Source organism: Bradyrhizobium iriomotense, assembly GCF_018130765.1.
GTDB classification, from domain to species: Bacteria; Pseudomonadota; Alphaproteobacteria; order Rhizobiales; family Xanthobacteraceae; genus Bradyrhizobium; species Bradyrhizobium iriomotense_A.
On the sequence record NZ_JAFCJZ010000002.1, the window covers coordinates 1 to 22,995 of the forward strand.

Here is a 22,995-nt window from a genome sequence, read left to right on the forward strand (position 1 = left end):
TCTGTTACAACTTTACCCGTGCGCTCAACATCCTTGGATTCGACGGGTTTCTGGCCGCGCTCGCAAAGACGCTTGCTCTTTGCCGATGCATCCTCGCAGCCCTCCGGCGCCGCATCCAGCTTGCTCAAGGGGCACTCTGGACAAATATCCGGCCTCTGCCCGCAATCGGCCCGTTCGCTCCGGCCTGACGCCGCCAGCGACCAATTCTTGCCCAGCCTCGTCGGGCAAAACACTGGCATAATAGCAGGATCGGCCGAGTGCCCGTCGTGATGCCGGATTCCGATCCTTGGCGGACGGGGGGCGCCGCCTGCTTTAGCCGCCTCGGACAGTCCCGCGATTTGGTCAGCGGTGTTCGCCGGTTGCCGATGTGTCTTGCAGTCATTGATCTATCGCAATGGTCCCCTCGCGCCGGGGACGGACGGTCGGGCTCAGGTAGCTTGCGATGAACACGGATTACATGGCGGAAGCCGCCCGGCATCGGCACGTAGCCGAGGAGTACCGAACGATGGCGTCATGCATATCGGATGAGGGGCTGCGTACGGTCTACCTTAGGCTTGCAGACGATTACGATTCGCTCGCCACAAACGAAGACAGGGTTGCCTGCAATCGCAAGCTCGCAAACTAGAGGCCGACGGGTTGGCGACCTTCAGTCGCATCGATGTCGGCTTGTGGCCCATCGCCGACGACGAAACAGTCCTGAAACAATCCCGAAACCCGATTGTCCTGAACGCCTTGCTCGCTGGCCTCGACCAACCAAGCGAAAAGGAGATCATCATGATCCAGGTCGGTTCGAAGGAAGAAGTCGCGTTTCTCTTGATGCTGTTCGGCACCCACACCCAGCCGGTAAAGCGGCCGAAGCCGAAGTCGCAGCAAGGCTGAGGCAAAAACCCATGCCCGGCTTGGCCGAATGCCAGAGCCTCTTGCGTCTTCTGATCGCAAGGGGCGATCCGAAGGCGATCCCGCAAGCCAAGGGCGCCATCGACCAATATCTGAACACGGCGCCGGTCAGCGCCCGTGGCCGCGGCCTGCGCGTGCTGCAGCGCGATGCGCTCGACCTGCATGTTGCCGCGGTCGGCGTGCAGCGCTCCTCTGCCGAAACGGTGGATGCCTATATCGAGCGGAAGCTTGCGGAGGAGTGACCGGGCTGCTCGCCAGGGCCTGCGTCTTTGGGCGAGGCTGCGGCGGACAATGTCGCCTGTTTCAGCAGGCCGATCCTGCGGCCGAGCTGCCAGACCTCGACATCGCCCCGGCGCGCGAACAGGAGCGCGGACGCGTCGGACCGCGCCTCGAAAGCCTCGGCGGACTGAAACACCCCGTTCTCCCCCACGAGATAGGCGCGATACTGCTGCATCATGTCGGCGCCCGCAGGCCGGGCGAACGAAGCCAGGCTTCGATCTGCACCGCCGTCTCGTCCTGCCGCGCCTTGCGCAGCAGTATCTCGCGCTCGCGCCCGGGCGGCAGCGCGCGCGCCTCGTCGCGAAGGCGTGCCGCTTCCTCGGCAAGCCGCTGGTCGAGAGTCCTGGTCTGCTTGTAACGCCGCCGCGTCAGCATGGCGCTGCTCCCTTGCTGGAGTAGGGCGGGAGCGCAATTGGCGTTCTCATCACCGATAGATGCCAAGGGCCTTGCGGTGATAGGGGAACACTAGGCTTCTTTCGACGAGGCGTCTCCATCATTTAATAAGTGGTGCGAAGGCGAATTCGAGCGTCTCACGAGGCGCGGTTTGCGTTGTTTGAGCTGGTTACTCATTCTTCGCCTCGGCGCTGCCGGCGAGAGAGCGGGAAGTGGCGGGTCCGTTGGCGGACGTGGCTTTCGCATATGATGGTTCGGGGGCTTGGCGGAGCGCGGGACTTTCGCGGATCAGCAAGACACCGATTGCGTGGAGCGCCGGCACAAGTTGACAATGTTCTTGTTTTGTTCTATTGAACGGAAACGCAACCTGCAAGCGAGCCGTGATAGGACCACGTCACGCCGCAAAGCGTCCATGAGGCGGCCGATGAGTAAGTCTTTTCTTGCCCTGGTCTTGCTGGAAACACCTGCAATGCCGGACATGGTTGCGCTTGCCGAAGCCGTCCGTGCGCGACATCCAGAACTGCCGATGGAGGTGGACGGAGGCGGCGAGGGCGGCATGCGCCGGGGCTCACCGCTGCTACGCTGTGGCAACGAACTCGTTGCCGTGATGTCGATGCCGGGCCCCATTCCAGATGATGCAGGACTGTGGTCGCGCGCTGCCACGACATGGCCGCAGGGCAAGGTAGTTGCGGCACGGCACCGAGGCCATCTGATCGTTTCGGTACTTGGCCAGAACCAGCAACCGTTACCCGCTACTCGTCTGACAACTGCCGTCATCGGCGCGTTGATTGCGACCATGCCGCAATGCTGCGGCGTGGTCTGGAATGGCAAGGTCGCACGATCTGCCGATCTATGGCTGGACATGTCCATCCGATCGTTCGCACCTTTCCCCGACTATCCGTCCTCGCTGTGGATCGACATACTGCCGTTCCGATCAGAGGCTGGCATCGGCGCAGTGACAATGGGTCTGTCGGCTTTTGCCGAGCGTGAGATTCAGTTTGAGACCCACAAGCTGGCCCTCTCAACCTTGATGGACAAGGTGGACGGTCTGGTCGTCTATCTGGTTGAGCACGGACCTGTGGTCAAAGACGGCGATACGTTTGGCCGCGATGAGCGCGAGCGCTTCACGGTTAGATACAAGGACTCCGATCAATTCGGGGGCCTGCCCGTGTTTTTCTGCAGCGACGGTTCGGTGCAATAGGCGGTATGACAGAGCGCGATGGTGCGCGGAAGGAGTTGCGCGCGTCGCGTTCAGAAAGGTCGTCTGACGCGTCGGGTAGAACGCCGGCAGTGGGCATCGTCATCACAATGCTCTAGAGTGCATTAGACCTGTTGTGTAAACGAGAGAAGACGGATGGTTCGTTCCCTTCCAGAGAGGCGCCAGAGCAAAGCAAAGGTCCGAAGGTTCTATGTCGTAGGTCTGGACTTCAGGTTTCAAACGGCGCCGGGATGGGAGATGGAGAATCTCGTAGCTCTCGCCGGCGAGCGCAAGGTACTCATTCCACCACCGGGGCGAGGCTTCGTGGCCTTCCCTGAACCACCGCGACTTGTCATCGACAAATCTCTCGGCCGGGCTCCCACGGACTGGGAGCTCTTTCACGACTACCGGCTTGTGTCCGACCGGATGAAGAGCCTTCTTGAGGCGTTGGATTTGGAGGGAGTTCGTTTTGTCAGATGCGAGACATGGTATCGAGACGGTCGCCCGGCGCCAACGTATTGGCTTTGCGACGTCGTCAGAGTTCTCGATGCCGTCGACGAAGCGAACTCCGTTCTTGAGATCGAGTATCCCACGCCCGGTCGTAAGGTTTACAACCTGAATAGAAGAAGTTGCCTTCTCTTCAAAGAGGACGCTGTCGGAGCGGCTCATATCTTCAGGCTGTCCTTCTATCCCATGACCGTCTGCGATCAGGTCTTCAAGGATGCGTGCAAAGAGGCGGGTATGAGGGGCATCGGATTCACTGATGCGACCAAGTATTGAGCTGATGCGCAACTGCTGCCGATCCTGAAATCCTGTCGCAGAGAGAGCCGCCGATTTTGGTGTGAAAGCCTTGCTCTCCAGGCTCATCGGACGGAACGAATGTAAGGTGGTTTGCAGCGTATGCTGTCCAGCCTGCTCGTTGACACGTCGGGCAAAACACTGGCAGAGTGGTATGATCTAGAAAATGGTGAGCTCGCGACGATGTCGCGGGCTTTTTTGTTGTCTGTTCTTCGCAGCCGGCGGGCGTCTCTTTGCGGCTCATGCGAGAACCTCGCTTCGGGCAATTGCGTGGCGCGAGCCGTCAAGAATCTCGAAGGCCCTACTGGTCGCTAGCTGCTGCTTCGCCCGACAGCAAAGACAAGCAATCAAAACTCACAGTTCATTTTCCTTCACTCGCATGCGGGCACCCAATGTCTTGGGGCCGCGCTGACCGATGCCTTGGCGCAACGCAAGAGGCCAGCATGATCCAGATTCATCACATATTGCCACAGAGCCTTGCTGGCCACTTTGCACTCAAGGTCTTGGCTAATCGTTTCAACCTCAATGGCATCAAGAATTTGATGGCTTTGCCATCAGATCAGCAAGCAGCTCGAGAGCTAGGATCAAGCCCTCACACGGGAGGTCATCTAGCGAGCTATAATAAGATATTTTGCAAGTTTCTCGGTGTACTCCAGTCGCATCCATCCTTCGCCGCTGCTCAGGAAGGCGATACCGCTGCTGTTGATCAACTGGATGCCGAGATGAGCAGCTTTCTGGCCGCGGCCAAGCACGCGCTGGCGAGGGGCCATTTGCTTACCAATACACCTTTGGGAATGACGAGCGAGGACGCGAACAAGCGCATCGAGGATTGGTACGCAAACTGGAAAACGTATTCTGAAGAGAATCGAGGCAGCATTCGGCAGATGCAGGACACCGTCGATCAACTCCGTGCCGGTAGCTAATGGGAAGACGCTTTGCGCGCCCCCATCCTCCTTCCGGACGGCACTCGCAGTCTCGCGGACAAGATAGCGATACTAGCGCGATATCCCAAAGGCTCGCCTATTTCGCAGCACTTCACAGCCGTCGAACCTGTTCCCGATCAGCCTGGCCTCGTGCCGCCCGTCATCGATACGCGGATTCCCCCCTTTATTCCGCCTTCGCCTGGAGATTTGAATCGACCGGAAGGATTCACGCCGAACCCGCTACCGAACTATGGATCACCTGGCTTCCCAGCGGCCAATCCGCAAGGCTTTGGACAATTGCCGCCCACCACGGCCGCCCCGACGGACCCGCTAGTCCTCCGATCCGATCCGCACGCCGGAACGCCGCTTCCATTCTACGAGAATTCGTTGGCCGGTGGGACATCTCTGGTGGATAGTGCTCTTCTTCCTTGGTTGGCAGGGGCGGCTGCGGTCGGTGCAGCGGCTCCCTTCATTCCCGCTTGGCTGCTTAGCATTGGAGGTATCTTAGCGCTTACGCGCGCTGCCAACGCGCAGATTAGCCCAGACGGTGCGACGCTGGGTCCTTCCACTTCCAGCGGAGGAGTGTTCTCGACAGGAGCGCCTGTGCACAACACCAACGGCGATGGGCTTAACGTAGACAACACGGGCAATCGCAGCGGCTCTTCGGCTTCATCGGCCTTCTGGCCGCAGCTAGACGGAGCTTCCTCACTTGACTCGGACGCGACCGCTAGCACCTTTGCAGGTCGCTTCGGCGAGTGGGCTACCACGCCAGCCGGCACCATGCCTACGAAAGATCTGCCAGAAGCCACGCCCATGCTTGCCGCAGGATCAGTCGCGCCCACAGATGTCCGGCGTCTCACCCGTGTGAATGAGGGGAACGCGGCCAGCGTGTTCTCGTCCGGGAGCGCACCGGTCCCCTATCTCCTGTCGACGGAAATCAACGATCGGTTTGGAAGCTGGATCTCGCCGACCGCTGACGGTCCGCCAGCGCAGCCGAGCAGGCCGATAGGCGTATTCGCGGATGAGCCGAGCTATCTTATTCCGCCACCGATCTTTGGAGTGGAGAGTCCAGGCAATCCGCACAACGACGCTGAGGAGTGGTTCTCCCGCTGGATACGGCCGATGCTTAGGCCGGAGTGAAGGTGGGGGCTGAGTCCTTCCTATGCCGCTCCAGGTTCGATCGTTTGACACGTCGGGCAAAACACTGGCAGAATGGCATCATCGAAGGAATTCGGAACGAGCCTGCGGGATGCCGCGGGCTTGTTTGTTTCGACGACGAGAGAAGGCGTTCGTCCGCTACGCCGCCGCCGGCCCGAACCACCTCGTCATCGCCTCCGCAAGTCCGCTTTGGCTCTCGTCTCCGATCCATGCCACGTGCCCGTCGGGGCGCACCAGCACGGTTTTTGGCGCGACGACTTGCCCGATCGCCGGGAGCTCCCACGCGCCGTCGTAACCGGCGCGGATGAGGCGGACGCGATCCGCCCATGGCGTGATGTCGATAATATCCGGCTTGCCGAGATTGAGCAGCAGGCCGCGCCCACTGTGCAGCAGTGTGAACAATCTCTGTGGCCGGCCCTCGATCGTCAGGTCGAGATCGGGCATGCGATGTCCGCGTAGCGCGTGGCCTTCGCCGAGATCGTAGCGGATATCGAGCCCGCTCATCATGGCGCCAAAGCGCTTGCGCGGCTCGTCCATGGCGAGCAGCTCGGAGACGATTTCGCGCGCGGCGTCGAGGCCGTCATCAGCGCGGCGGAGCAGGGCGATCTGCGCCCTGGTGTTGCGCAGCACGCGCGCGGCGACGGGATGACGCTCAGTGTGGTAGGTGTCGAGCAGGTCTTGGGGCGAGATGCCCTTGACCACCTGCGCCAGCTTCCAGCCGAGATTGACCGCGTCCTCCAGGCCGGTGTTGAGGCCCTGTCCGCCGACGGAGTGATGGATGTGCGCGGCATCGCCAGCGAGCAGCACGCGTCCCCTGCGATAGGTGGTAGCCTGCCGCGCCGCATCGGTGAAGCGAGAGATCCAGGCGGGACTGTGCACGCCGAAATCGGTGCCGTAAACGGCGACGAGGGCATCGCTGAGATCGCGCAAGGTGGGCTCGCCGCTGCGCTCACGCGTCGCTTCGGTCACGACGACCAGCACGCGTCCGCTCTCCGCCTTGCTGAGGCCGTGGAAGCCGAGCCCGTCGTGACGCAGGCCCCATGCGGGCTCTTGCGCCATCTCGACCTCGGCCATGAGATTGCTCAGCGTCGGCTCGGAGCCGGCGAAGTCGATGCCGGCCGTCTTGCGCACCAGGCTGCGGCCGCCGTCGCAGCCGACCAGATAGTTTGCGCGCAACGTGCCGCCGCCCGACAGCGCGATGTCGATGCCGGTCTCGTCCTGTGCGAAGCCCGTCACCTCGAGGTTCCGATAGACCGGCACCGCGAGCTCCGCGACCCAGTCGGCCAACATGCGCTCGATGTGGCTCTGCCGCAGCGCGAGCCCGTAAGCGTGACGGGTGGGGAGATCGCCGATGTCGAGCCTGGTCCAGGCGAAGCCGGCGAGCTGGACGATCTGTCCTTCGCGCAGGAAGCGGTCCGCGACGCCGCGCTGGTCGAGGATCTCGATGCTGCGCGCATGCAGTCCGCCGGCGCGCGTGCCTGATAGTTCCTGGCTCGCACGTCGCTCGACGATTGCGACGTCGATATGCGCCAGCGCGAGTTCCGCGGCGAGCATCAGCCCGGTCGGGCCGCCGCCGGCGATGATGACCGCATGGCTGGTCGCTGTCGCGCGTTCTGCGCGCGTTCGTGAGCGGGATGTCGGAAGCAGGATTGGCATGTCGTGACCCCTCGAGCCGTTGTTCGGGTCGAGGCTTCTACGCGGTCTCCGGGGGCTTGAAGCAAGCCCCTTGCGGACCACATATAGAGCTGGGAGGAGGGACTTCCGTTTCAGCTCTCGCCGCGTTGACACGTCGGGCAAAACACCGGCAGAATGGCATCATCGAAACGAGTTTGGTTCGGCCCGCGCGGAGCAATCTGCAGCGGGTTTTTTCTTGTCCGCCTGGTGTGACGACAATCGCGCGCAACACAGGGTTTGACACGTCGGGCAAAACACTGGCAGAATGGCATCATCGAAACGAGTATGGTTCAGCCCGCACGGAACAATCCGCAGCGGGCTTTTCCTTGTCCGCCTGGTGTGACGACAATCGCGCGCACCACAGGGTTTGACACGTCGGGCAAAACACCGGCAGAATGACATCATCGAGACGAGTTTGGTTCACCCGCGCGGACAGCATCCGCCGCGGGTTTTTTCGCCTCGATTCCAGAATCGGACGGTGGCCCACGCATCGCGGCCACGCACTCACCTGATACGCGTCTAGGGAGCGCCGATCGGCGTGCCGCCGTCCGAACCAATCTTGCTGGCCGTGCACGCGCGAACGTGCCGGCCCGCGGCGCCGGGCTTGTTGCCCGCGCCGCTGCGGTCTCCGGGGACTCGGAGATAGGGTTCGCGCCCGAAACGATCGCGCCTCATCGCGCGATCTGCCGCGCATTTCTTTTCGTGGAGAGATGATGACCGTTTATTTGATATCGCTGGCCCTCGCGGGCCTCGTTGCAATCGTGCTGTGGGAGATGTTGTCGTGAGCGAGGAGATCGAAGGTGAGCTCGAGCCTGCAGCGGCGCGTTTGCCCGCGCGAGCGAAGACGTCCAGGGCGCGCACCCTGACCGAGATCGATTCGAGCCCGCACTCCCTGCGCAGGCGCGTCCAGCTCGTCGATCTGCGTCGGCGGATGGGCAGTATCCATGAGGCGTTGCGCAGAGCGAAGCGATGACCCATCCGTTGCTCACGGCGCTTGCGCAGGCGCGATTGCGCGATGCGCCGATGTTCGCCAAATGGTGTGAGCTGAATGGCGCGAGCGCCTGTCCAGCGACGCCTGCGTCGGTGGCGCGTTTTGTGACCGACTGTGCCTCGCTCGGCATGGACCGGCTCTGGCCGGCCGTGCAGGACATATCGCGGATGCATGTGGCGCTCGGTCTTGCCGACCCGACCCTCGGTGGTGCGGCGGCAAGTGCGATGAGCACGATCGCGGCCATTCCTCCGCCACGGTCCTGGCCGGAGCCGTTCAAGCGTCGGTTCGCGACGCTACCGTATGACATCCAGATTCATCTCGCCTCGCGCGAAGCTCAGCGGGACCGTGCGCTCCGGCGTGCGCAGAACGATGCAGCATCCGCCCGCCAGAAACTGGCGACACTCGAGGCACAAACGAAGGACGAAAAAGCCGATGGCAACGAAGCAGCAACGCTTGACAACGATTGAGGAGCGCATCGAGGAATTGCGCAGAGAAATCGACGGCATCATCGACGCGCGTGTGGCCACGATTGCAAACGACAGTCCCGGCGTTCCCGCAGGCGTGATCCGCAACCTCCTGACCGCCCGGGTGCCGTCCTGTCGCTGCGCGCAGTATATCGAGTTGTGCGCCAAAGAGGCCAAGGCGCAGGACTGACGACCCGGTAACGACGACTTCTTCGACAGTGCAGCGACGACCTATGGCGCTGTCTCTTTCACATCCAGGATACAGAAATGACTCTCTACAAATGGTCTCAAACGGCATCCGTCGACGCTACGGCGGATTCGACGATCAACTGGACGGAGGGCCAGTCGCCCTCCAGTGTCAACGATTCAGCACGTGCGATGATGGCGGCGATCGCGAAGTATCGCGATGATGTCACTGGCGCGATCGTGACGACCGGTACCAGCACGGCCTATTCCGTTAATACATATCAGGCGTTTCAGACGCTCGCGCAGTTGAACGGGCAAGTGATCGCGTTCACGCCACATACAACGAACGGGGCCGGCTCACCGAACGTCACCCTCAATGTGGATGGACTTGGAGCAAAGTCGATCCAGTCTAGTCCTGGCGTTGAAATTCCGGCTGGCACGCTGATCCAAGGTTCGCCTTATGTCGCTCTCTACAACGCCTCGAACGGAGTCTTTTGCCTGCAAAACTTCTTTGGCAATCCGTACAATATTCCCATTGGGGCGAGCATTGACTTCTGGGGCTCGATCGCGCCCAACAGTTCGTTCGCTCTGATGTACGGCCAAGCGATCTCGCGTACGACCTATGCGGCGTTGTTTTCGTTGTTGGGAACGACGTATGGGGCCGGCGACGGATCGACCACGTTCAACATTCCAGATTTGCGTGGGCGCGTCGTGGCCGGCCGGGACGATATGGGCGGCCCGGCCGCATCTCGTCTAACATCGAGCTACTTCGGTGGGATCCCGAGTAGCCTTGGTGCGGTGGGCGGCCTTGAAAACCATACGCTCACATCTGCGCAGATGCCAACCCACAGTCACGGCGTCACTGATCCTGGGCATACGCACACCTACACACAGTCCGCGGCGTTCGGCGCAAGTGGTAGCGGTGCTGGCATCAATGGAGCCACTACGGGAGGCGCTACCGGAAGCTCGACAACCGGCATTACCATTCAAAATGCCGGTAGCGGCGGCGCGCACAATAACGTTCAGCCGACCATCATCGGCAATAAGTTGTTGCGTCTTATTTAGCGATCACGAAGAGATTCCAGCCATACAGAGGCTCAAGGAACTTTGATCTTCTGTCTAGGAAATCCATTGCAGGCGCGATCTGGTCTATGGCGCGCTCCGCGATAGCAAGTCCGTCGAGCTTAAAGCCCATCTTTCGGGAAACCCGGCCAGCTAGGGCAAGTGGCACCTGAATCATTGCAGCAGCATTGTTGGCAAAGAAGCCAATGTGCATCTCGTGGGCTTTGATCGTCAGGCCCGACGATTGAATGATCTCTCGCCATTTGGCCGGCGAGTTTCGCTGCAAGTGTGGTTCGCCCGGCCGGATGTAGCGCCCTGTCGCCTTTGCAATTTTGAGGTCAAGACGCCAAAATAGTTCAAAAAGTGTTCGACCGTTCGGTACGCTGATGAAGACCAGACCATTGTCGGTCAAATGCCGTGAAAGGGCCGTGAGTGTCTCGGACGGGTCTTCTAGGTGCTCAAGCACATCAAAGCATGTGATGAGTGCAAACTGATCGCCTGTTAGTTTCGCGAGTGCAGAAGTAAAACTATCTGCAGCCAAGATCCGATGCGATCTGTCGATAGGCCATTCATATCGGCGCTGGTATGCGCCGAGAGTTTCAGAGTCTAAGTCTACCGACGTTACGTCAAAGCCTATCGTCGCAAGATCGTAGCTTTCACGTAAGGAGCCGGCGCCAAAATCCAAGGCTTGCCCCTTCGTGGGTAGATGGCGCCTGAAGATGTCCCAGCGGTATTCAATGCCGCGGGTATTGCAGCCGTCGAGCTTCGAAACGTCCGAAGTTCTATCGAATGTAAGCGCTAGGTCCATCCCGGCGATTTACCACCCAAACCCTAACCGGGCAACCCATGGTAGACCTTAACGCCCTCACTCAGGCGAACGCTTCTCGCTGGTCAAAAGCCAAGCTGACCCGCAAGGCTGAGGCGGGATCGATCGCCGCCCGCCTGTACAAGGCCAAAGCGCGCTATCAGGCCGTAGAAGCCCAAACTGGCGTCCCTTGGCCTGCGATTGCCGTCATTCACGAGCGGGAATCCTCACAGGACTGGCGCGCTTCCCTGGCGCAGGGAGATCCCTGGAACCGCGTCTCGGTCCACGTTCCGGCTGGGCGCGGTCCGTTCGCCTCGTGGGAGACGGCCGCGATCGACGCTCTGGTGAAGTGCCCGCCCTTCCTTGCGCGCCACAAGGATTGGTCAATCGCATCGGCGCTGACGGCGCTCGAGACCTACAACGGCATCGGCTACGCGGCACGCGGCGTGTCGTCGCCCTATCTCTGGGCCGGTACCAACCAATACCGCGCCGGGAAATATGTTCGGGACGGTGTCTACGATCCAAGCAAGGTCGACCCGCAATTGGGATGCGCCGCGTTGATGATCGCCCTGATGGAGCTCGATCCCGAAATCGGCTTTGCGGCGGCGAGAATCGCAAAGAGCCCGGTGGCCGGCGATCCGGCGGGGCCCTCATTGGCGAACCCGTCGAAAGGCTCGATCGGCGCGTTCGTGGTCAACCTCGCCAGAGCGCTTTTTGGAAGGAAGTGAACATGTGGACGATCTTCGACATTATCCTTTTCGCTGCCGGCTTTGCCATGTGCTGGTTTTGCAAGGACACAATTCTGCGGTCCGTGACCGGCACCGACACCTTGATCAAGTCACTCGAGCTCAAGCTCGCGGCGCTGCGGACCAAACTGTGATGCTGACAAAGATCAAGGCGGTCTGTCTGCATTCCATGACCATTGCCTGGAGCTATTGCATCGCGCTCGCCGGTGCGCTGGCTTCGATCATCGATGACCTCGCCGACACGTTGGGCGATCCCGGTGTCAAGGATCAGATCAGCGCGGCTGTGGGCGACGTCAAGACAACCGGACGCATCCTGCTCGTGATCTCCGTCGTCACGATCATCGCGCGGCTACGTACGCTTCGGAGAAAAGACCAATGTGGATGACCATCATTTCATTTCTCGGCGGCCCCGTCGTCAAGGCACTGATCAATGCCTACAGCGCGAAACTGAAGGCCGAAAATGTCGACGCCAAGATCGCTGCCGATCTCGCGGCCGGCGAGATCGCGTCGCAGACGGCCGAAACCAACGCTGTCATGCAGTACCGCATCGCGGAGATCGGGCACTGGTACGAGCCCGACAAGCTGATGGGCTATTGCGTGGCGATCTATTTCGCAAAGCTTCTGGTCTGGGACAAGGTCCTAGGTTTCGGCTCGACTGACGCCCTGGCGGGATTTGCGGCGATCACCGCCAATCTCGTAGTCTCCTTCTACTTCGCCAAGCGCGGGTTCGAGAATGTCGCAAGGATCATCAAGCGGTGAAGATGCCAGAGGACGAGATCAGGGCAATTGTCGCGGAAACGCTGGCTGAGCAGCACAGGCTCCAGCAGGACAGCATCGACGCGATCGTATTGAAGGCGGTGGCATCGGTCATGGCCTCGTTTGGAATCGAAGATGATGACCGGAAAGAGGTCAGGGCAGACTTCCAGCATTTGCGACGCTGGCGGAAGAGCGTGGAGCAGGCGCAGAGCTATACATTCAAAGCGGTCGTCACCGTCGTTGCGACCGGTCTGATGGGCGCGGTCTGGCTAGGCGTCAAAGTCATGTTGGGCAAATGAACTGTGGCCCCGCGACCCAGTTGCGGTCGCTCGGCCCTGAATTATTCAGTCGATGGGCCATCCATGTACAGAATTGGTATCGTCGATGCGGACGACGAGGACATTGCCGAGACCCTCGGCGACCTGCACAGGCTCACATTCTTCGATGGTGCGGCCATGCCGCGATTCGAGTCGGGTACGTGGTGGCTCGCCTATCACAATGATGATCCGGTGGCCTTTGCCGGCGTTGTGCCATCGACCCATGCAAGAAACAGTGGGTACTTCTGCCGAGTTGGAGTCATGCAGCGGCATTGGGGACGCGGCCTTCAACTCAGGTTGATGCGGGCAATCGAGGCGAGGGGGCGGCGCATCGGATGGGATAGTGTTGTCTCGGACACAACGGATAATCCGGCATCCGCCAATAATTTCATCCGGGCTGGCTATTTGCTCTACGAGCCCGAGGTCCCTTGGGCCTGGTCGCACACGCTTTATTGGCGAAAGCGGCTGCGCTGAGCAAGAGGCGGGTATCCCGTGGCGCGGAAGGCGACCGTCGCGACGTAGAACGGCTTCCCCGAGACGCGGTGCAGCCCGCGCGTCCAATATGTCGATAGGCCCGGCAGCCTGATGGCTGCCGGGCTTTTTTTGCGTTTTGGTAGGTGCCGCTGAAGCACTTGCGAAGTCGGCTGCGCCGGGCTTTAAGTTTGGTCTTGCAGGAAATCGGCGACCACAAGCCGATGTAAGGGAGCGTCATCGATGTCCACCAAGCCTCAATTGCCGGAACGTCCCTCGCGAGCAACGGAAGGACCTGCGGCGCTCGATGGTCTGCTGGTCGTCGATTTCACGCGCGTGGTAGCTGGCCCGGCCTGCACGCAGACGCTGGCTGACTTCGGCGCGCGTGTCATCAAGATCGAGAACCCGGACGGGGGCGACGATACACGCGCGTATGAACACGCCGAGCTTGGCGGTGAGAGCGCTGCTTATCTCAGCTTGAACCGCAACAAGCGCGGCATTGCACTCGACCTCACCGTGCCTGAAGCCCGCGAGATCGCGCTGGATCTGATTCGCAAGGCTGACATGGTCGTCGAGAATTTTTCGAGCGGGGTCATGAAGAAATTCGGCCTCGACTACGATGCTGTCGCGCCGCTCAATCCGCGGCTGGTCTATTGTTCGATCTCGGCCTATGGGCGCTCTGGGCCATTCGCGTCGCGCCCCGGCTTCGATCCCATCACCCAGGCGGAAAGCGGCTTCATGTCGCTCAACGGATTTGCCGACGGTCCCCCGGTTCGCACCGGCCCACCCATCGTGGACATTGCGACGGGAATGACGGCCTGTAACGCCATTCTTCTCGCTCTGCTGGCGCGGGATCGGCTCGGCCGCGGCCAGCACGTCGAGGTCGCCTTGTTCGACATTGCAATGGCGATGACGGGCTTCTACGGCATGGCCTATCTGATGAATGGCCAAAATCCCGGCCGGTTTGGAAATTCACCGAGCGGGTCTCCCACCGTCGGCGTCTATGAAGCTTCCGATGGGCCACTCTATATGGCCTGCGCCAACGACCGACTCTACCGCCGGTTGGTCGTCGAGGTGTTGAACCGGCCAGATCTCATCACCGACCCACAATTCGCGACGCGCAAAGCGCGTTCCGAGAACAAGGAACTGTTGCGGGCAGCCATCGCGGAAGTCTTTGCAAGCGATACCCTCGAGAACTGGATGGCGAAGATGAAGCTGGCCAATATCCCGGTCGGCTATCTCCGCACCGTCGAAGAGGGCTTTAACGCACCTGAAGCCCGCGACCGCCATCGCTTGAGCCGGATTCCACATCCTACCGCAGACTGGGTCCCCAACATCGAGACGCCGATTACCATGAGTCTAACCGGCGCGATTAATCCCGTCGCCGCACCTCTGTTGGGCGAGCATAACCTGGACGTCTTGCGTGACACGCTTGGTTATGACCAGCGCCGGATCGCGGAATTCGTCCAAAGGGGGGTCTTCGGATCAGGTAAGTCCCCGGTTTGAGCCCCGAGCCGTCGACCTGGTAGGCTGGCATCGCGCGGCTTTCAGATCGCTGCTCCATGATGCCGGTTCGCGATGTCGCCTCCTTTCCGAACAGCCGGGTTCAGAGCGATCGGCTTGATTTGGCGATCTTCCCGCCGCATAAGTATAAGAAAGCGAGGGATGCGGAATGGCGCCTGGTCAAGAGCCGCGCGTGGGCCAGCCTGAGGGGCCGGGATCCGGCGAGCGCGCTTACGCAGCAATGATCGCGAATGCTCGGGCGCTCCTGCCACGACTGCGAGAGCGAGCTGCCCGAACCGAAGAGCTGCGATACCTTCCGGCCGAGACCGAACGGGATCTGCACGACGCCGGCCTGTTCCGGATGCTCCAGCCCACGCGCTTTGGTGGTGCTGAGCTCGATTATGTCGCCCTGATTGACTGCGCCGATCTGCTGGGACAGGCTGACGCGTCAGTGGCCTGGAATCTTGCCAATCTGGCGAGCCATCACTGGATGCTCGGCATGTTCGAGCAACGGGCGCAGGACCTGGTCTGGGGCCGTGATCCGGATACGCTGATTGCCTCCTCGTTCATCTTTCCTGCGGGCCGAGCCACGAGGGTCAAGGGCGGATACCAGCTGCACGGAAGTTGGCCGTTTTCTTCCGGCGTCGCGTCGTGCGAATGGAACATGCTTGCAAGCGTGGTCTCCTCTGAAGACGAGGCAGATGGCATCGAGTACCGGATATTTCTGCTTCCGAAGGGCGACTATAGAGTCCTCGACACCTGGAATGTCGCCGGGCTGCGCGGCACCGGTTCTTGCGACGTGGAAGTCCGGGACGCCTTTGTGGCCGACGATATGACGGTGGCTGTTGGCGAGCTCACCGGCGGCCGGCCGCCAGGAAGCAAAGTCAATCCCAATCCATTGTATACGTTACCTGTGTTCTCGCTATTTCCTTACGTCTTGTCCGGTGTCGCGCTGGGGAATGCCCAGGCGTGCCTGAACGATTATATCGAGGTGGTGCGTCACCGTATTTCCACCTACAACCGTGCCAAGCTGAGCGACTTTCAGAGCACGCAGATCAAGATCGCGGAGGCTTCCGCCAAGATCGATGCTGCGCGCCTGATCATGCGTTCGGCTTGTATCGATGCCATGGACGCTGCGAGGCGCGGTCATATTCCCGATATGTCAGCCAAGACCAGGTATCGACGGGATGGGGCCTTTTCAGTGAACTTGTGTACGGATGCGGTCTCGATGCTATTTGCGGCGAGCGGGGCGCGTGGTCTGTTCACAACGGGAGTGCTGCAGCGGCAGTTCCGCGATGCACACGCGATCAACTCACATCTCGCGTTCAACTTCGACGCAGCCGGAACCAACTATGGACGCGTGGCGCTGGGCCTGCCGTCCGAGAATCTCACGCTGTGAGGCCGGCCGATGAATGATCTGCCGAAGCATCCGTCCGTTCCCGATCCAGCCAACGAACTCGCGAGCGACAGTTCGCCGATCGATCCTCGCGATTTTCGAAATGCCCTCGGTACATACGGAACGGGCGTAACGATCATCACCGCCACGGCGGCCGACGGAAAGCCATATGGCATCACCTGCAATTCATTTGCATCGGTCTCCTTGAATCCTCCTCTGGTTCTCTGGAGCCTTGGGGTCTATTCCTCAAGCTTGCCTGTGTTCCAGAACGCCAGCCACTTCACCGTCCATGTCCTCGGCACGTCGCAGCAGGCGCTTGCCAACAAGTTCGCGAAATCGTCCGAGGACAAGTTCGCTGGTGTTGACTGGGCGCCAGGTCTCGGCAACGCTCCGGTGCTTACCGAGAGCGTGGCCAGTTTTCAATGCCGCTCCGTCAACCGCTACTATGGCGGCGATCACGTGATCTTTCTCGGAGCCGTCGAGGCCTATGCCTACAATGGCAAGGAACCTCTGCTGTTTGCGCGGGGAACATATGGCCGGTTCCTGGCTGACGATGAGCGCAAGAAGTCGCCGTAAGGCGCTTCTGGTCGCATTCGGCAGCTCAATGCTCTGGTGCTGAAAGCTTGTAGATCTCCAGCGCGTCCGCATCTGCGCCGCGCGCGGCCTTGGCCAGCCTGAAAAGTTGTCCGGCAAGCGATGCCATCGGCACCGGCGTTGACGTCGTCTGCGCGACATCGGCGACCGTATCGAGATCCTTGAGCATCGTGGCGATGTGACCGAGCGGCGGTGAGTAAATGCCCTGGACCATCCGCGGCACGAAGAGCTGAAGCGGAATGGAGTCCGCAAAGCCACCGGCGAGCGCTTCGGGCAATCGATTGGCATCAATTCCTGCGTTCACGGCAAGTCGGGTTGCTTCAGCGAGGACGGCCATCGCGCATCCGACGATCACCTGATTGCACAGCTTTGTCGTCTGACCTGCGCCGATAGGCCCCATATGGGTGAACCTACGTGCCATGGCGAGGACGTAGGTGCGCACCCTCTCGACGTCGGCAATGTCTCCGCCAGCCATGATCGCCAGCGTGCCTTCCTCGGCGCCCTTGGTACCGCCGGACACTGGTGCATCGATCCAGCCTGCGCCGTTGGTGTGCTTCAATCGGCTCGCGAGGTCGCGCGCAGCGTCGGGATGGATCGACGAGAAGTCGACGACGAGCTTGCCCGCGCCGGTCGCGGCCGAAAGACCTTCAGCTCCGAATATCACCTCCTCAACTGCTGCGGCGTCCGTCACGCACATGAAGACGATATCCGCGTCCGTCATAACGTCGTGCGGGGTCATTGCGCGCCGTGCACCAGCTTCCACGAGGGGAGCGACCTTGCTCTCCGAACGGTTCCAGACGGTGACCTGATAGCCAGCCTTGAGCAGGCGATGGGTCATGGGCGTTCCCATCAGCCCGAGGCCGACATAGCCAAGCCGCTCGGCGCCTTGCGGGTTTGCCTTGCTCGTATCAGCCATAGGTTGCCTCCTCCTGTCGCAGCGCAATGGCGCCTGACCGCCGACCTACCATACATGGCGTGTCCTGCGGCGAAACCGGGCCGGCTTGCATGGCTTGCCTGATTGTTTGAACCATGAAACATTTGGGCTGATCGGGTTGGGTGGCGCCGGTCGGCGCCGGAGCAACGGAGTGGGCGCGATGCGAACGGTTTCGAGGTTGATGCTGGCAATGGGGGCGGCGGCGGCCGTGATTGCGGTCGCAGGTCCCTTACAGGCGCAACAGACGATCCGCGTCGGTTGGACGATCCCGGCCGAGGAGTCCAAGTACTGGATGATGCGTCGCCCGGCTGAATTCCCCAATATCGGCAAGTCCTACAACATCGAATGGACCCAGTTTCAGGGCACCGCGCCGATGACGCAGGCATTGGCGGCGGGCGCTCTGGATTGCGCGACCCAGGCGCCGCTGTCGCTCTCCAACGGCGTCGTTGGCGGCAATCTCAAGGCCTATATCGTCGCACAGCATGTCTTCGAGAAGCCGGGCGGCTTTTCAGTCTATTGGGCGGTGATGGATGACTCGCCGATCAAGACCATCGCCGACCTCAAGGGCAAGACTGTCGGCATTTCCGTGATCGGCGGCGGCACGCAGGGGCCGTTCAACCTGCTCCTGAAGCAGAACGGCGTCGACCCCGCCAAGGATATCAAGCTGGTCGAAGTCGGCTTCGCTGTCTCGGAAGACGCGCTGCGCCAGGGCCGCGTCGACGCGGTCAACATGAACCAGCCGTTTGCCGCGCGAGCGGAGGCGAAAGGCGGTACCCGCAAATTGTTCCCGCTGTCGCAGGCCATGCCGAACATCGTGCACATTCTGGAAGCCTGCCGCGCCGATTTCGTCGACAAGAACCCGGAACTGGTCAAAGCCTATGTCCGCGACATCACGTCGGGCATGAAGAAGGCTCTGGCGAACCGCGAAGAGACCTTGAAGGTCGTGTCCGAGGTGCTGAAAGCTCCCGTTCCGGTGCTCGAGACGTACCTACTCAAGGAGAACGACTTTGGCCGTGACCCGGGAGCTGCGCCGAACTTCCCCGCCATTCAGAAGATGCTCGACATCTACGCAGAGACGGGAATGCTGCCCAAGCTCGACGTTGCGCAGTTCAAGCATCCCACGATCGTCGCTCCGCTGCAGTAGGCGGTAGAAACAACGGTCCGAACAATGAGACCGCAACGTCCCGGTCATCTGGGACGTTGCCTGAAGAAAATGCACGTATGAAAAAGTTGCGATCACGGGTGACGACAGACGGGCTCGACCGGGCTCCGCACCGCGCTTTCATGCGCGCGATGGGCCTCGACGACACCGCGATTGCGAGGCCAATGGTCGGCATCGTCAGCATGAAGGGCGAGCAGACGCCCTGCAACATGACCCACGATTTCCAGGTGGCCGCGGCCAAGACGGGCATCGAGGAGGCCGGCGGGACGCCGCGCGAATTCTCGACCGTGTCGGTCTCCGACGGCATCAGCATGAATCATGAGGGAATGAAGTTTTCCCTCTTCTCGCGCGAGCTGATTGCCGACTCGATCGAAGCGGTCGTCCATGGCCTCGCCTATGATGCGCTGATCGGATACGGCGGATGCGACAAGACGCTGCCGGGCGTGATGATGGGGATGGTTCGTTGCAATGTGCCGTCCATTTTCATCTATGGCGGCAGCTCGCTGCCGGGGCGCGTCGACGGGCGGACACTCACAGTGCTCGACTCCTATGAGGCCGTCGGTAGTTTCATGACGGGCGAGATCGACGGAGAGACGCTCGAGCGGATCGAACGTGCTTGCCTGCCCACTATCGGCGCGTGCGCCGGCCAGTTCACGGCGAACACCATGGGGATGGTGTCGGAGGCAATGGGTCTGACCATTCCAAACGTTTCGATGGTGCCCGGCGTCTATGCCGAACGCGCGCAGATCTCGCGCCGCGCCGGGCGACTGATCATGGAGATGCTGGAACGCGGCGGGCCACTCCCGCGCGACATCGTGACGCGGAAATCCCTTGAGAATGGCGCGGCCATCGTGGCTGCCACGGGCGGCTCGACCAACGCTGCGCTGCATCTGCCTGCCATCGCCAACGAGGCCGGCATCGCATTCACGATCGATGACGTCGGTGAAGTCTTTGCCAGGACGCCTCTGATCGGAAACTTGCGGCCCGGGGGCAAATACACGGCGAAGGACGTCTACGATATCGGCGGCGCTGGCGTTGTGATCCGGGAGCTGATCCAAGGCGGGCATATCGATGGCAGCTGCCTGACGATTACGGGGCGTCCGCTCGCAGAGGAATACGGCGCGGCCAATGCGCCCGATGGAGAAGTCGTTTACACCTCGCGCGACCCGATCATGCCGGATGGCGGTGTGGCGGTGCTGAAGGGTAATCTTTGTCCGGATGGCGCGGTCATCAAGGTTGCAGGTCTCAAGAGCCTGGTCTTTGAGGGTATCGCGCGTGTTTTCGAAGACGAGGAAGGCTGTGTCAAAGCGGTTCGTGACCGTAGCTACAAGGCGGGAGAGGTTCTCGTTATCCGCAACGAAGGGCCGGTCGGTGGCCCCGGCATGCGCGAGATGCTCGGCGTCACGGCGCTGATCTATGGGCAGGGCATGGGTGAAAAAGTGGCCCTGATCACTGACGGGCGGTTCTCCGGCGCCACCCGCGGGATGTGCGTCGGCTATGTTTCCCCCGAAGCATTTGTTGGCGGCCCGCTGGCGCTCGTTCGCGACGGAGACAAGATCCGGATTGACGCGGCTGGCCGCCGCATGGATGTGCTGATCGACGAGCAGGAACTTGCTGCGCGCCGGCGTGACTGGAAGCCGCGACCGCCGCGGCATCGGGCCGGCGCGCTGGCGAAATATGCACGACTAGTTGGTCAAGCGCCGGGTGGAGCGGTTACGCACGAAGGCCCGGCGGAATGGCCCTGGTTCGAATGACGTGCTGCGGCGTCGCCGAAGGCAACCGTCCATCTGGCAGGCTTCTTGCTAAGCTCGTGCTGTTGGTGGACGACATTCAGCAGGTCGATTGCGTGACGTTCGCGTGTGCGTGAAGTGAGAGCGGGATGAAGGTAGTGCCTTCGAGATCGAGCGAATGGGTGAGACCGGTGACGTCACAAAAGCCGGCTTCTGCGATCATCGAGATCGATCGCGTCTCGCAGGTTTTTCAGACCTCGGCGCGGAAGGACCATTTGGCGCTGTCGAACATCTCGCTGACGGTCGACGAAGGAGCTTTCGTCTCCATTCTCGGGCCGTCAGGCTGTGGCAAGTCGACACTGCTTTACATCGTCGGAGGCTTTGTTAGCCCGACCAGTGGCGTGGCGAAGATCAAGGGACAGGCGATCACAGGACCCGGTCCGGATCGCGGGCCGGTCTTCCAGGAGTTTGCATTGTTTCCCTGGAAGACAGTGCTGGGCAATGTGATGTACGGGCCGCGCCAGCAGGGTGTGCGGGCTAGCGAGGCCGAAGCGCAGAGCCGCTCGCTGATCGAGATGGTCGGCCTCAAGGGCTACGAGAACTTCTATCCCAAGGAGCTGTCTGGCGGCATGAAGCAGCGCGTCGCGCTCGCCCGGACACTCGCCTACCATCCCGAAGTCCTGTTGATGGACGAGCCGTTCGGCGCGCTCGACGCTCATACCCGGACGCGTCTGCAAAACGATCTCCTGAACATCTGGGAGCGCGATCGCAAGACGGTGTTGTTTGTCACCCATTCGGTCGACGAAGCTGTCTTCCTGTCGGACAAGGTGGTGATGATGTCGAAATCGCCCGGTCGCATCCGGCAGGTCATCGACATCGATCTGCCGCGGCCGCGTCGCCGCAACGAACTGCTGCTCGATCCGCGTTACCAGAAATATGTGGTGGACATCGAACGCATGTTCGACGAGAGCGACGAAGTCGGGGCATCCTCATGATGTCGCCGGCCGCCGTGCTCAAGCGTGCCGCCCCGGTGCTTGCCTGCATCGGGCTATTGGCAATATGGCAGGCCGCTGCGCTGCTGCTGAAGAACGACAGCTTTCCAACGGCGATCGAGGCGATCCGCGCGATCCCGGATATCCTCGGCGACAAGGAAGCGCTCATCAACATCCTGGCCTCGCTTCGTCGCATGGCGATGGGGTTCGGTATAGCGGTGCTCTTTTCGATTCCGCTTGGCCTGTTGATGGGGCGCAGCCGGGCCGTCGCAGCCTTCTTCAATCCGCTTCTGATGGTGATCTATCCGGTCCCGAAGGCCGCTTTGATGCCCATCATCATGCTGTGGCTGGGCGTCGGCGACATCACAAAGACGCTGGTGATCTTCCTTGGCGTCAGTCTGCCCGTGATCTATCACAGCTTCGAGGGCGCCAAGGCCGTCGAAGAGAAGATGCTGTGGTCAGGCGCCGCGATGGGACTCTCTTCCCTGCAGCGCCTAGTCCGGATCGTGCTGCCCGCTGCGCTGCCCGAGATCCTGACCGGATGCCGCACGGGATTGGTGCTGGCGCTGATCACGATGATCACCAGCGAGATGATCGCGCGCCAGTCGGGCGCAGGCAACATCCTGTTCAACGCGCTGGATATGGGGCAATACGACACTGTCTTCGCGATGATCATCATCGTGGGCGCGATGGGAATCTGCCTCGATGCGATCTTCGAGCGGATCCGCGCCAGGCTTGTGCGCTGGTCCGAGCCTCAGTTCGACATGCCGCTGAGCTTCTCATGATGTCGCGCCTTCTCTCCATCAACGTCATCTTCGGGCTTGCGCCTATCGCGCTGGTGATCGTGTTGTGGCAGGGCCTCGTATCATTTGGCTTTGCGCCTGCAGTCTTGCTGCCGCCTCCGGGCTTCGTCTTCGGTCGCCTGCTTCAGCAGCTCTTGACCTTGACGTTTCAGCAGGAGATCGCGGCGACCCTGGTCCGGCTGTTCGCTGGCTTTGCGATCGCGGTGGTGCTCGGCGTGGGCATCGGTATCGCTGCTGCTGCCAGTCCGGCAATCAACGCCGCGGTCCGGCCGATCGTACGCGTATTGGCGCCGTTGCCCAAGGTCGCGCTCTATCCTGCACTGCTCCTGCTGCTCGGTTTCGGTCACGGATCGAAGATCACGTTGGTGACTGCGGACGCACTTTTCCCTATTCTTTTGTCCACCTATTACGGCGCATCGACTGTCGAGCAGAAGCTGATCTGGTCGGCGATGGCGGCGGGGACGCCACGCTACGAAATCCTGTTCAAGGTGGTGTTGCCCGCGGCGATGCCCTCGATCCTGACCGGCTGCCGGATCGGCCTTGTCATTTCCTGCATCGTGGTGTTTCTGGCCGAGATGATCACGTCGACGGACGGGCTGGGCCACGCCCTGGTCACGGCGGCCCGAACTTTTCAGGCCGTCGACATGTTCGTACCGTTGATCACGATCTCGCTGCTGGGGTTGATTTTGAACGCCCTGTTGGGCGCCGTGCGATCGTATCTCTTGCGGGGCTTCCCCGAAGCGTGATCTGACTTAACAAGAAA

General features: G+C 61.2%; 27 protein-coding genes. 22 read left to right on the forward strand and 5 right to left on the reverse strand.

Annotation, left to right across the window (positions count from 1 at the left end; all coding sequences use genetic code 11):
- The first annotated feature begins 890 nt into the window (after window positions 1–890).
- Window positions 891–1,139, forward strand: a complete 249-nt coding sequence (locus JQ635_RS03530) for a hypothetical protein (protein WP_211408489.1) — start codon at window positions 891–893, stop codon at window positions 1,137–1,139.
- On the opposite strand, the gene JQ635_RS03535 is transcribed toward JQ635_RS03530, so the two are convergent.
- Both JQ635_RS03535 and JQ635_RS03540 read right to left on the reverse strand, forming a co-directional pair.
- Window positions 1,109–1,354 carry a hypothetical protein gene (locus JQ635_RS03535; RefSeq protein ID WP_211408969.1) on the reverse strand — a complete coding sequence of 82 codons (246 nt, stop codon included), beginning with the start codon at window positions 1,352–1,354 and terminating at the stop codon, window positions 1,109–1,111. The two genes, JQ635_RS03530 and JQ635_RS03535, sit on opposite strands and share 31 nt — an antisense overlap.
- On the reverse strand, window positions 1,351–1,551 hold the full coding sequence (locus tag JQ635_RS03540) for a hypothetical protein (protein WP_211408490.1): 201 nt from the start codon (window positions 1,549–1,551) through the stop codon (window positions 1,351–1,353). Before JQ635_RS03540 ends, JQ635_RS03535 begins: the two co-directional genes overlap by 4 nt.
- A gap of 442 nt (window positions 1,552–1,993) precedes the next feature.
- Between JQ635_RS03540 and JQ635_RS03545 the strand changes: the two genes are divergently transcribed.
- From JQ635_RS03545 to JQ635_RS03555, 3 genes are all read left to right on the forward strand, one after another.
- The gene (locus tag JQ635_RS03545; protein ID WP_211408491.1) at window positions 1,994–2,770 is read left to right on the forward strand and encodes a DUF4261 domain-containing protein; all 777 of its coding nucleotides are present in this window, start codon (window positions 1,994–1,996) and stop codon (window positions 2,768–2,770) included.
- A 153-nt stretch (window positions 2,771–2,923) separates the two neighbouring features.
- Complete coding sequence (locus tag JQ635_RS03550; RefSeq protein ID WP_211408492.1) at window positions 2,924–3,547, forward strand: imm11 family protein; 624 nt, start codon at window positions 2,924–2,926, stop codon at window positions 3,545–3,547.
- 410 nt (window positions 3,548–3,957) lie between these two features.
- Window positions 3,958–4,488: an AHH domain-containing protein gene (locus tag JQ635_RS03555; protein WP_283826039.1), complete on the forward strand. Its 531-nt coding sequence runs from the start codon at window positions 3,958–3,960 to the stop codon at window positions 4,486–4,488.
- Window positions 4,489–5,784: 1,296 nt separating this feature from the next.
- On the opposite strand, the gene JQ635_RS03560 is transcribed toward JQ635_RS03555, so the two are convergent.
- Window positions 5,785–7,302, reverse strand: coding sequence for an FAD-dependent monooxygenase (locus JQ635_RS03560; RefSeq protein WP_211408494.1), 1,518 nt, complete (start codon window positions 7,300–7,302; stop codon window positions 5,785–5,787).
- A gap of 799 nt (window positions 7,303–8,101) precedes the next feature.
- On the opposite strand from JQ635_RS03560, the gene JQ635_RS03565 reads away from it, so the two are divergent.
- The 4 genes from JQ635_RS03565 to JQ635_RS03580 all read left to right on the forward strand — a co-directional run bounded on the left by JQ635_RS03565 (window position 8,102) and on the right by JQ635_RS03580 (window position 10,026).
- Entirely contained in the window at window positions 8,102–8,293 is a 192-nt protein-coding gene (locus tag JQ635_RS03565; RefSeq protein ID WP_211408495.1) for a hypothetical protein, read from the forward strand.
- A gap of 8 nt (window positions 8,294–8,301) precedes the next feature.
- Window positions 8,302–8,778: a hypothetical protein gene (locus tag JQ635_RS03570; protein WP_246583292.1), complete on the forward strand. Its 477-nt coding sequence runs from the start codon at window positions 8,302–8,304 to the stop codon at window positions 8,776–8,778.
- Window positions 8,744–8,965: a hypothetical protein gene (locus JQ635_RS03575; RefSeq protein ID WP_211408497.1), complete on the forward strand. Its 222-nt coding sequence runs from the start codon at window positions 8,744–8,746 to the stop codon at window positions 8,963–8,965. The genes JQ635_RS03570 and JQ635_RS03575 overlap by 35 nt, the downstream gene beginning before the upstream one ends.
- A 77-nt stretch (window positions 8,966–9,042) precedes the next feature.
- The gene (locus JQ635_RS03580) at window positions 9,043–10,026 is read left to right on the forward strand and encodes a phage tail protein (RefSeq protein WP_211408498.1); all 984 of its coding nucleotides are present in this window, start codon (window positions 9,043–9,045) and stop codon (window positions 10,024–10,026) included.
- Here the strand turns inward: JQ635_RS03580 and JQ635_RS03585 are convergent.
- Entirely contained in the window at window positions 10,019–10,831 is an 813-nt protein-coding gene (locus JQ635_RS03585) for a class I SAM-dependent methyltransferase (protein WP_283826041.1), read from the reverse strand. The genes JQ635_RS03580 and JQ635_RS03585 overlap by 8 nt on opposite strands.
- A gap of 38 nt (window positions 10,832–10,869) precedes the next feature.
- Between JQ635_RS03585 and JQ635_RS03590 the strand changes: the two genes are divergently transcribed.
- The 9 genes from JQ635_RS03590 to JQ635_RS03630 all read left to right on the forward strand — a co-directional run bounded on the left by JQ635_RS03590 (window position 10,870) and on the right by JQ635_RS03630 (window position 16,593).
- Window positions 10,870–11,556 (forward strand): hypothetical protein, encoded by a 687-nt coding sequence (locus JQ635_RS03590; RefSeq protein ID WP_211408500.1) that lies wholly within the window; start codon window positions 10,870–10,872, stop codon window positions 11,554–11,556.
- Between the two features lie 2 nt (window positions 11,557–11,558).
- Window positions 11,559–11,708, forward strand: coding sequence for a hypothetical protein (locus JQ635_RS03595; protein ID WP_211408501.1), 150 nt, complete (start codon window positions 11,559–11,561; stop codon window positions 11,706–11,708).
- On the forward strand, window positions 11,708–11,959 hold the full coding sequence (locus JQ635_RS03600) for a hypothetical protein (RefSeq protein ID WP_211408502.1): 252 nt from the start codon (window positions 11,708–11,710) through the stop codon (window positions 11,957–11,959). The genes JQ635_RS03595 and JQ635_RS03600 overlap by 1 nt, the downstream gene beginning before the upstream one ends.
- Entirely contained in the window at window positions 11,950–12,333 is a 384-nt protein-coding gene (locus JQ635_RS03605; RefSeq protein WP_211408503.1) for a hypothetical protein, read from the forward strand. The genes JQ635_RS03600 and JQ635_RS03605 overlap by 10 nt, the downstream gene beginning before the upstream one ends.
- Window positions 12,330–12,629 carry a hypothetical protein gene (locus tag JQ635_RS03610; protein WP_211408504.1) on the forward strand — a complete coding sequence of 100 codons (300 nt, stop codon included), beginning with the start codon at window positions 12,330–12,332 and terminating at the stop codon, window positions 12,627–12,629. The genes JQ635_RS03605 and JQ635_RS03610 overlap by 4 nt, the downstream gene beginning before the upstream one ends.
- A gap of 63 nt (window positions 12,630–12,692) precedes the next feature.
- Window positions 12,693–13,121, forward strand: coding sequence for a GNAT family N-acetyltransferase (locus tag JQ635_RS03615; protein WP_211408505.1), 429 nt, complete (start codon window positions 12,693–12,695; stop codon window positions 13,119–13,121).
- 240 nt (window positions 13,122–13,361) lie between these two features.
- The gene (locus JQ635_RS03620; protein ID WP_211408506.1) at window positions 13,362–14,624 is read left to right on the forward strand and encodes a CaiB/BaiF CoA transferase family protein; all 1,263 of its coding nucleotides are present in this window, start codon (window positions 13,362–13,364) and stop codon (window positions 14,622–14,624) included.
- A gap of 166 nt (window positions 14,625–14,790) precedes the next feature.
- Complete coding sequence (locus JQ635_RS03625; protein ID WP_211408507.1) at window positions 14,791–16,020, forward strand: acyl-CoA dehydrogenase family protein; 1,230 nt, start codon at window positions 14,791–14,793, stop codon at window positions 16,018–16,020.
- Window positions 16,021–16,029: 9 nt separating this feature from the next.
- A complete protein-coding gene (locus JQ635_RS03630; RefSeq protein WP_211408508.1) occupies window positions 16,030–16,593 on the forward strand; it encodes a flavin reductase family protein in 564 nt (187 codons plus the stop codon).
- A 25-nt stretch (window positions 16,594–16,618) separates the two neighbouring features.
- Here JQ635_RS03630 and JQ635_RS03635 read toward each other — a convergent pair whose 3' ends face one another.
- Window positions 16,619–17,527 (reverse strand): NAD(P)-dependent oxidoreductase, encoded by a 909-nt coding sequence (locus JQ635_RS03635; RefSeq protein ID WP_211408948.1) that lies wholly within the window; start codon window positions 17,525–17,527, stop codon window positions 16,619–16,621.
- A gap of 178 nt (window positions 17,528–17,705) precedes the next feature.
- Between JQ635_RS03635 and JQ635_RS03640 the strand changes: the two genes are divergently transcribed.
- The 5 genes from JQ635_RS03640 (at window position 17,706) to JQ635_RS03660 (ending at window position 22,978) form a co-directional block, all read left to right on the forward strand.
- The gene (locus tag JQ635_RS03640) at window positions 17,706–18,689 is read left to right on the forward strand and encodes an ABC transporter substrate-binding protein (RefSeq protein ID WP_211408509.1); all 984 of its coding nucleotides are present in this window, start codon (window positions 17,706–17,708) and stop codon (window positions 18,687–18,689) included.
- Between the two features lie 77 nt (window positions 18,690–18,766).
- Window positions 18,767–20,461 (forward strand): dihydroxy-acid dehydratase, encoded by a 1,695-nt coding sequence (ilvD, locus tag JQ635_RS03645; RefSeq protein WP_211408510.1) that lies wholly within the window; start codon window positions 18,767–18,769, stop codon window positions 20,459–20,461.
- Window positions 20,462–20,586: 125 nt separating this feature from the next.
- Window positions 20,587–21,432: an ABC transporter ATP-binding protein gene (locus JQ635_RS03650; protein WP_211408511.1), complete on the forward strand. Its 846-nt coding sequence runs from the start codon at window positions 20,587–20,589 to the stop codon at window positions 21,430–21,432.
- The gene (locus tag JQ635_RS03655) at window positions 21,429–22,214 is read left to right on the forward strand and encodes an ABC transporter permease (RefSeq protein ID WP_211408512.1); all 786 of its coding nucleotides are present in this window, start codon (window positions 21,429–21,431) and stop codon (window positions 22,212–22,214) included. Before JQ635_RS03650 ends, JQ635_RS03655 begins: the two co-directional genes overlap by 4 nt.
- Entirely contained in the window at window positions 22,211–22,978 is a 768-nt protein-coding gene (locus JQ635_RS03660; protein WP_211408513.1) for an ABC transporter permease, read from the forward strand. Before JQ635_RS03655 ends, JQ635_RS03660 begins: the two co-directional genes overlap by 4 nt.
- The last annotated feature ends 17 nt before the right edge of the window (window positions 22,979–22,995 follow it).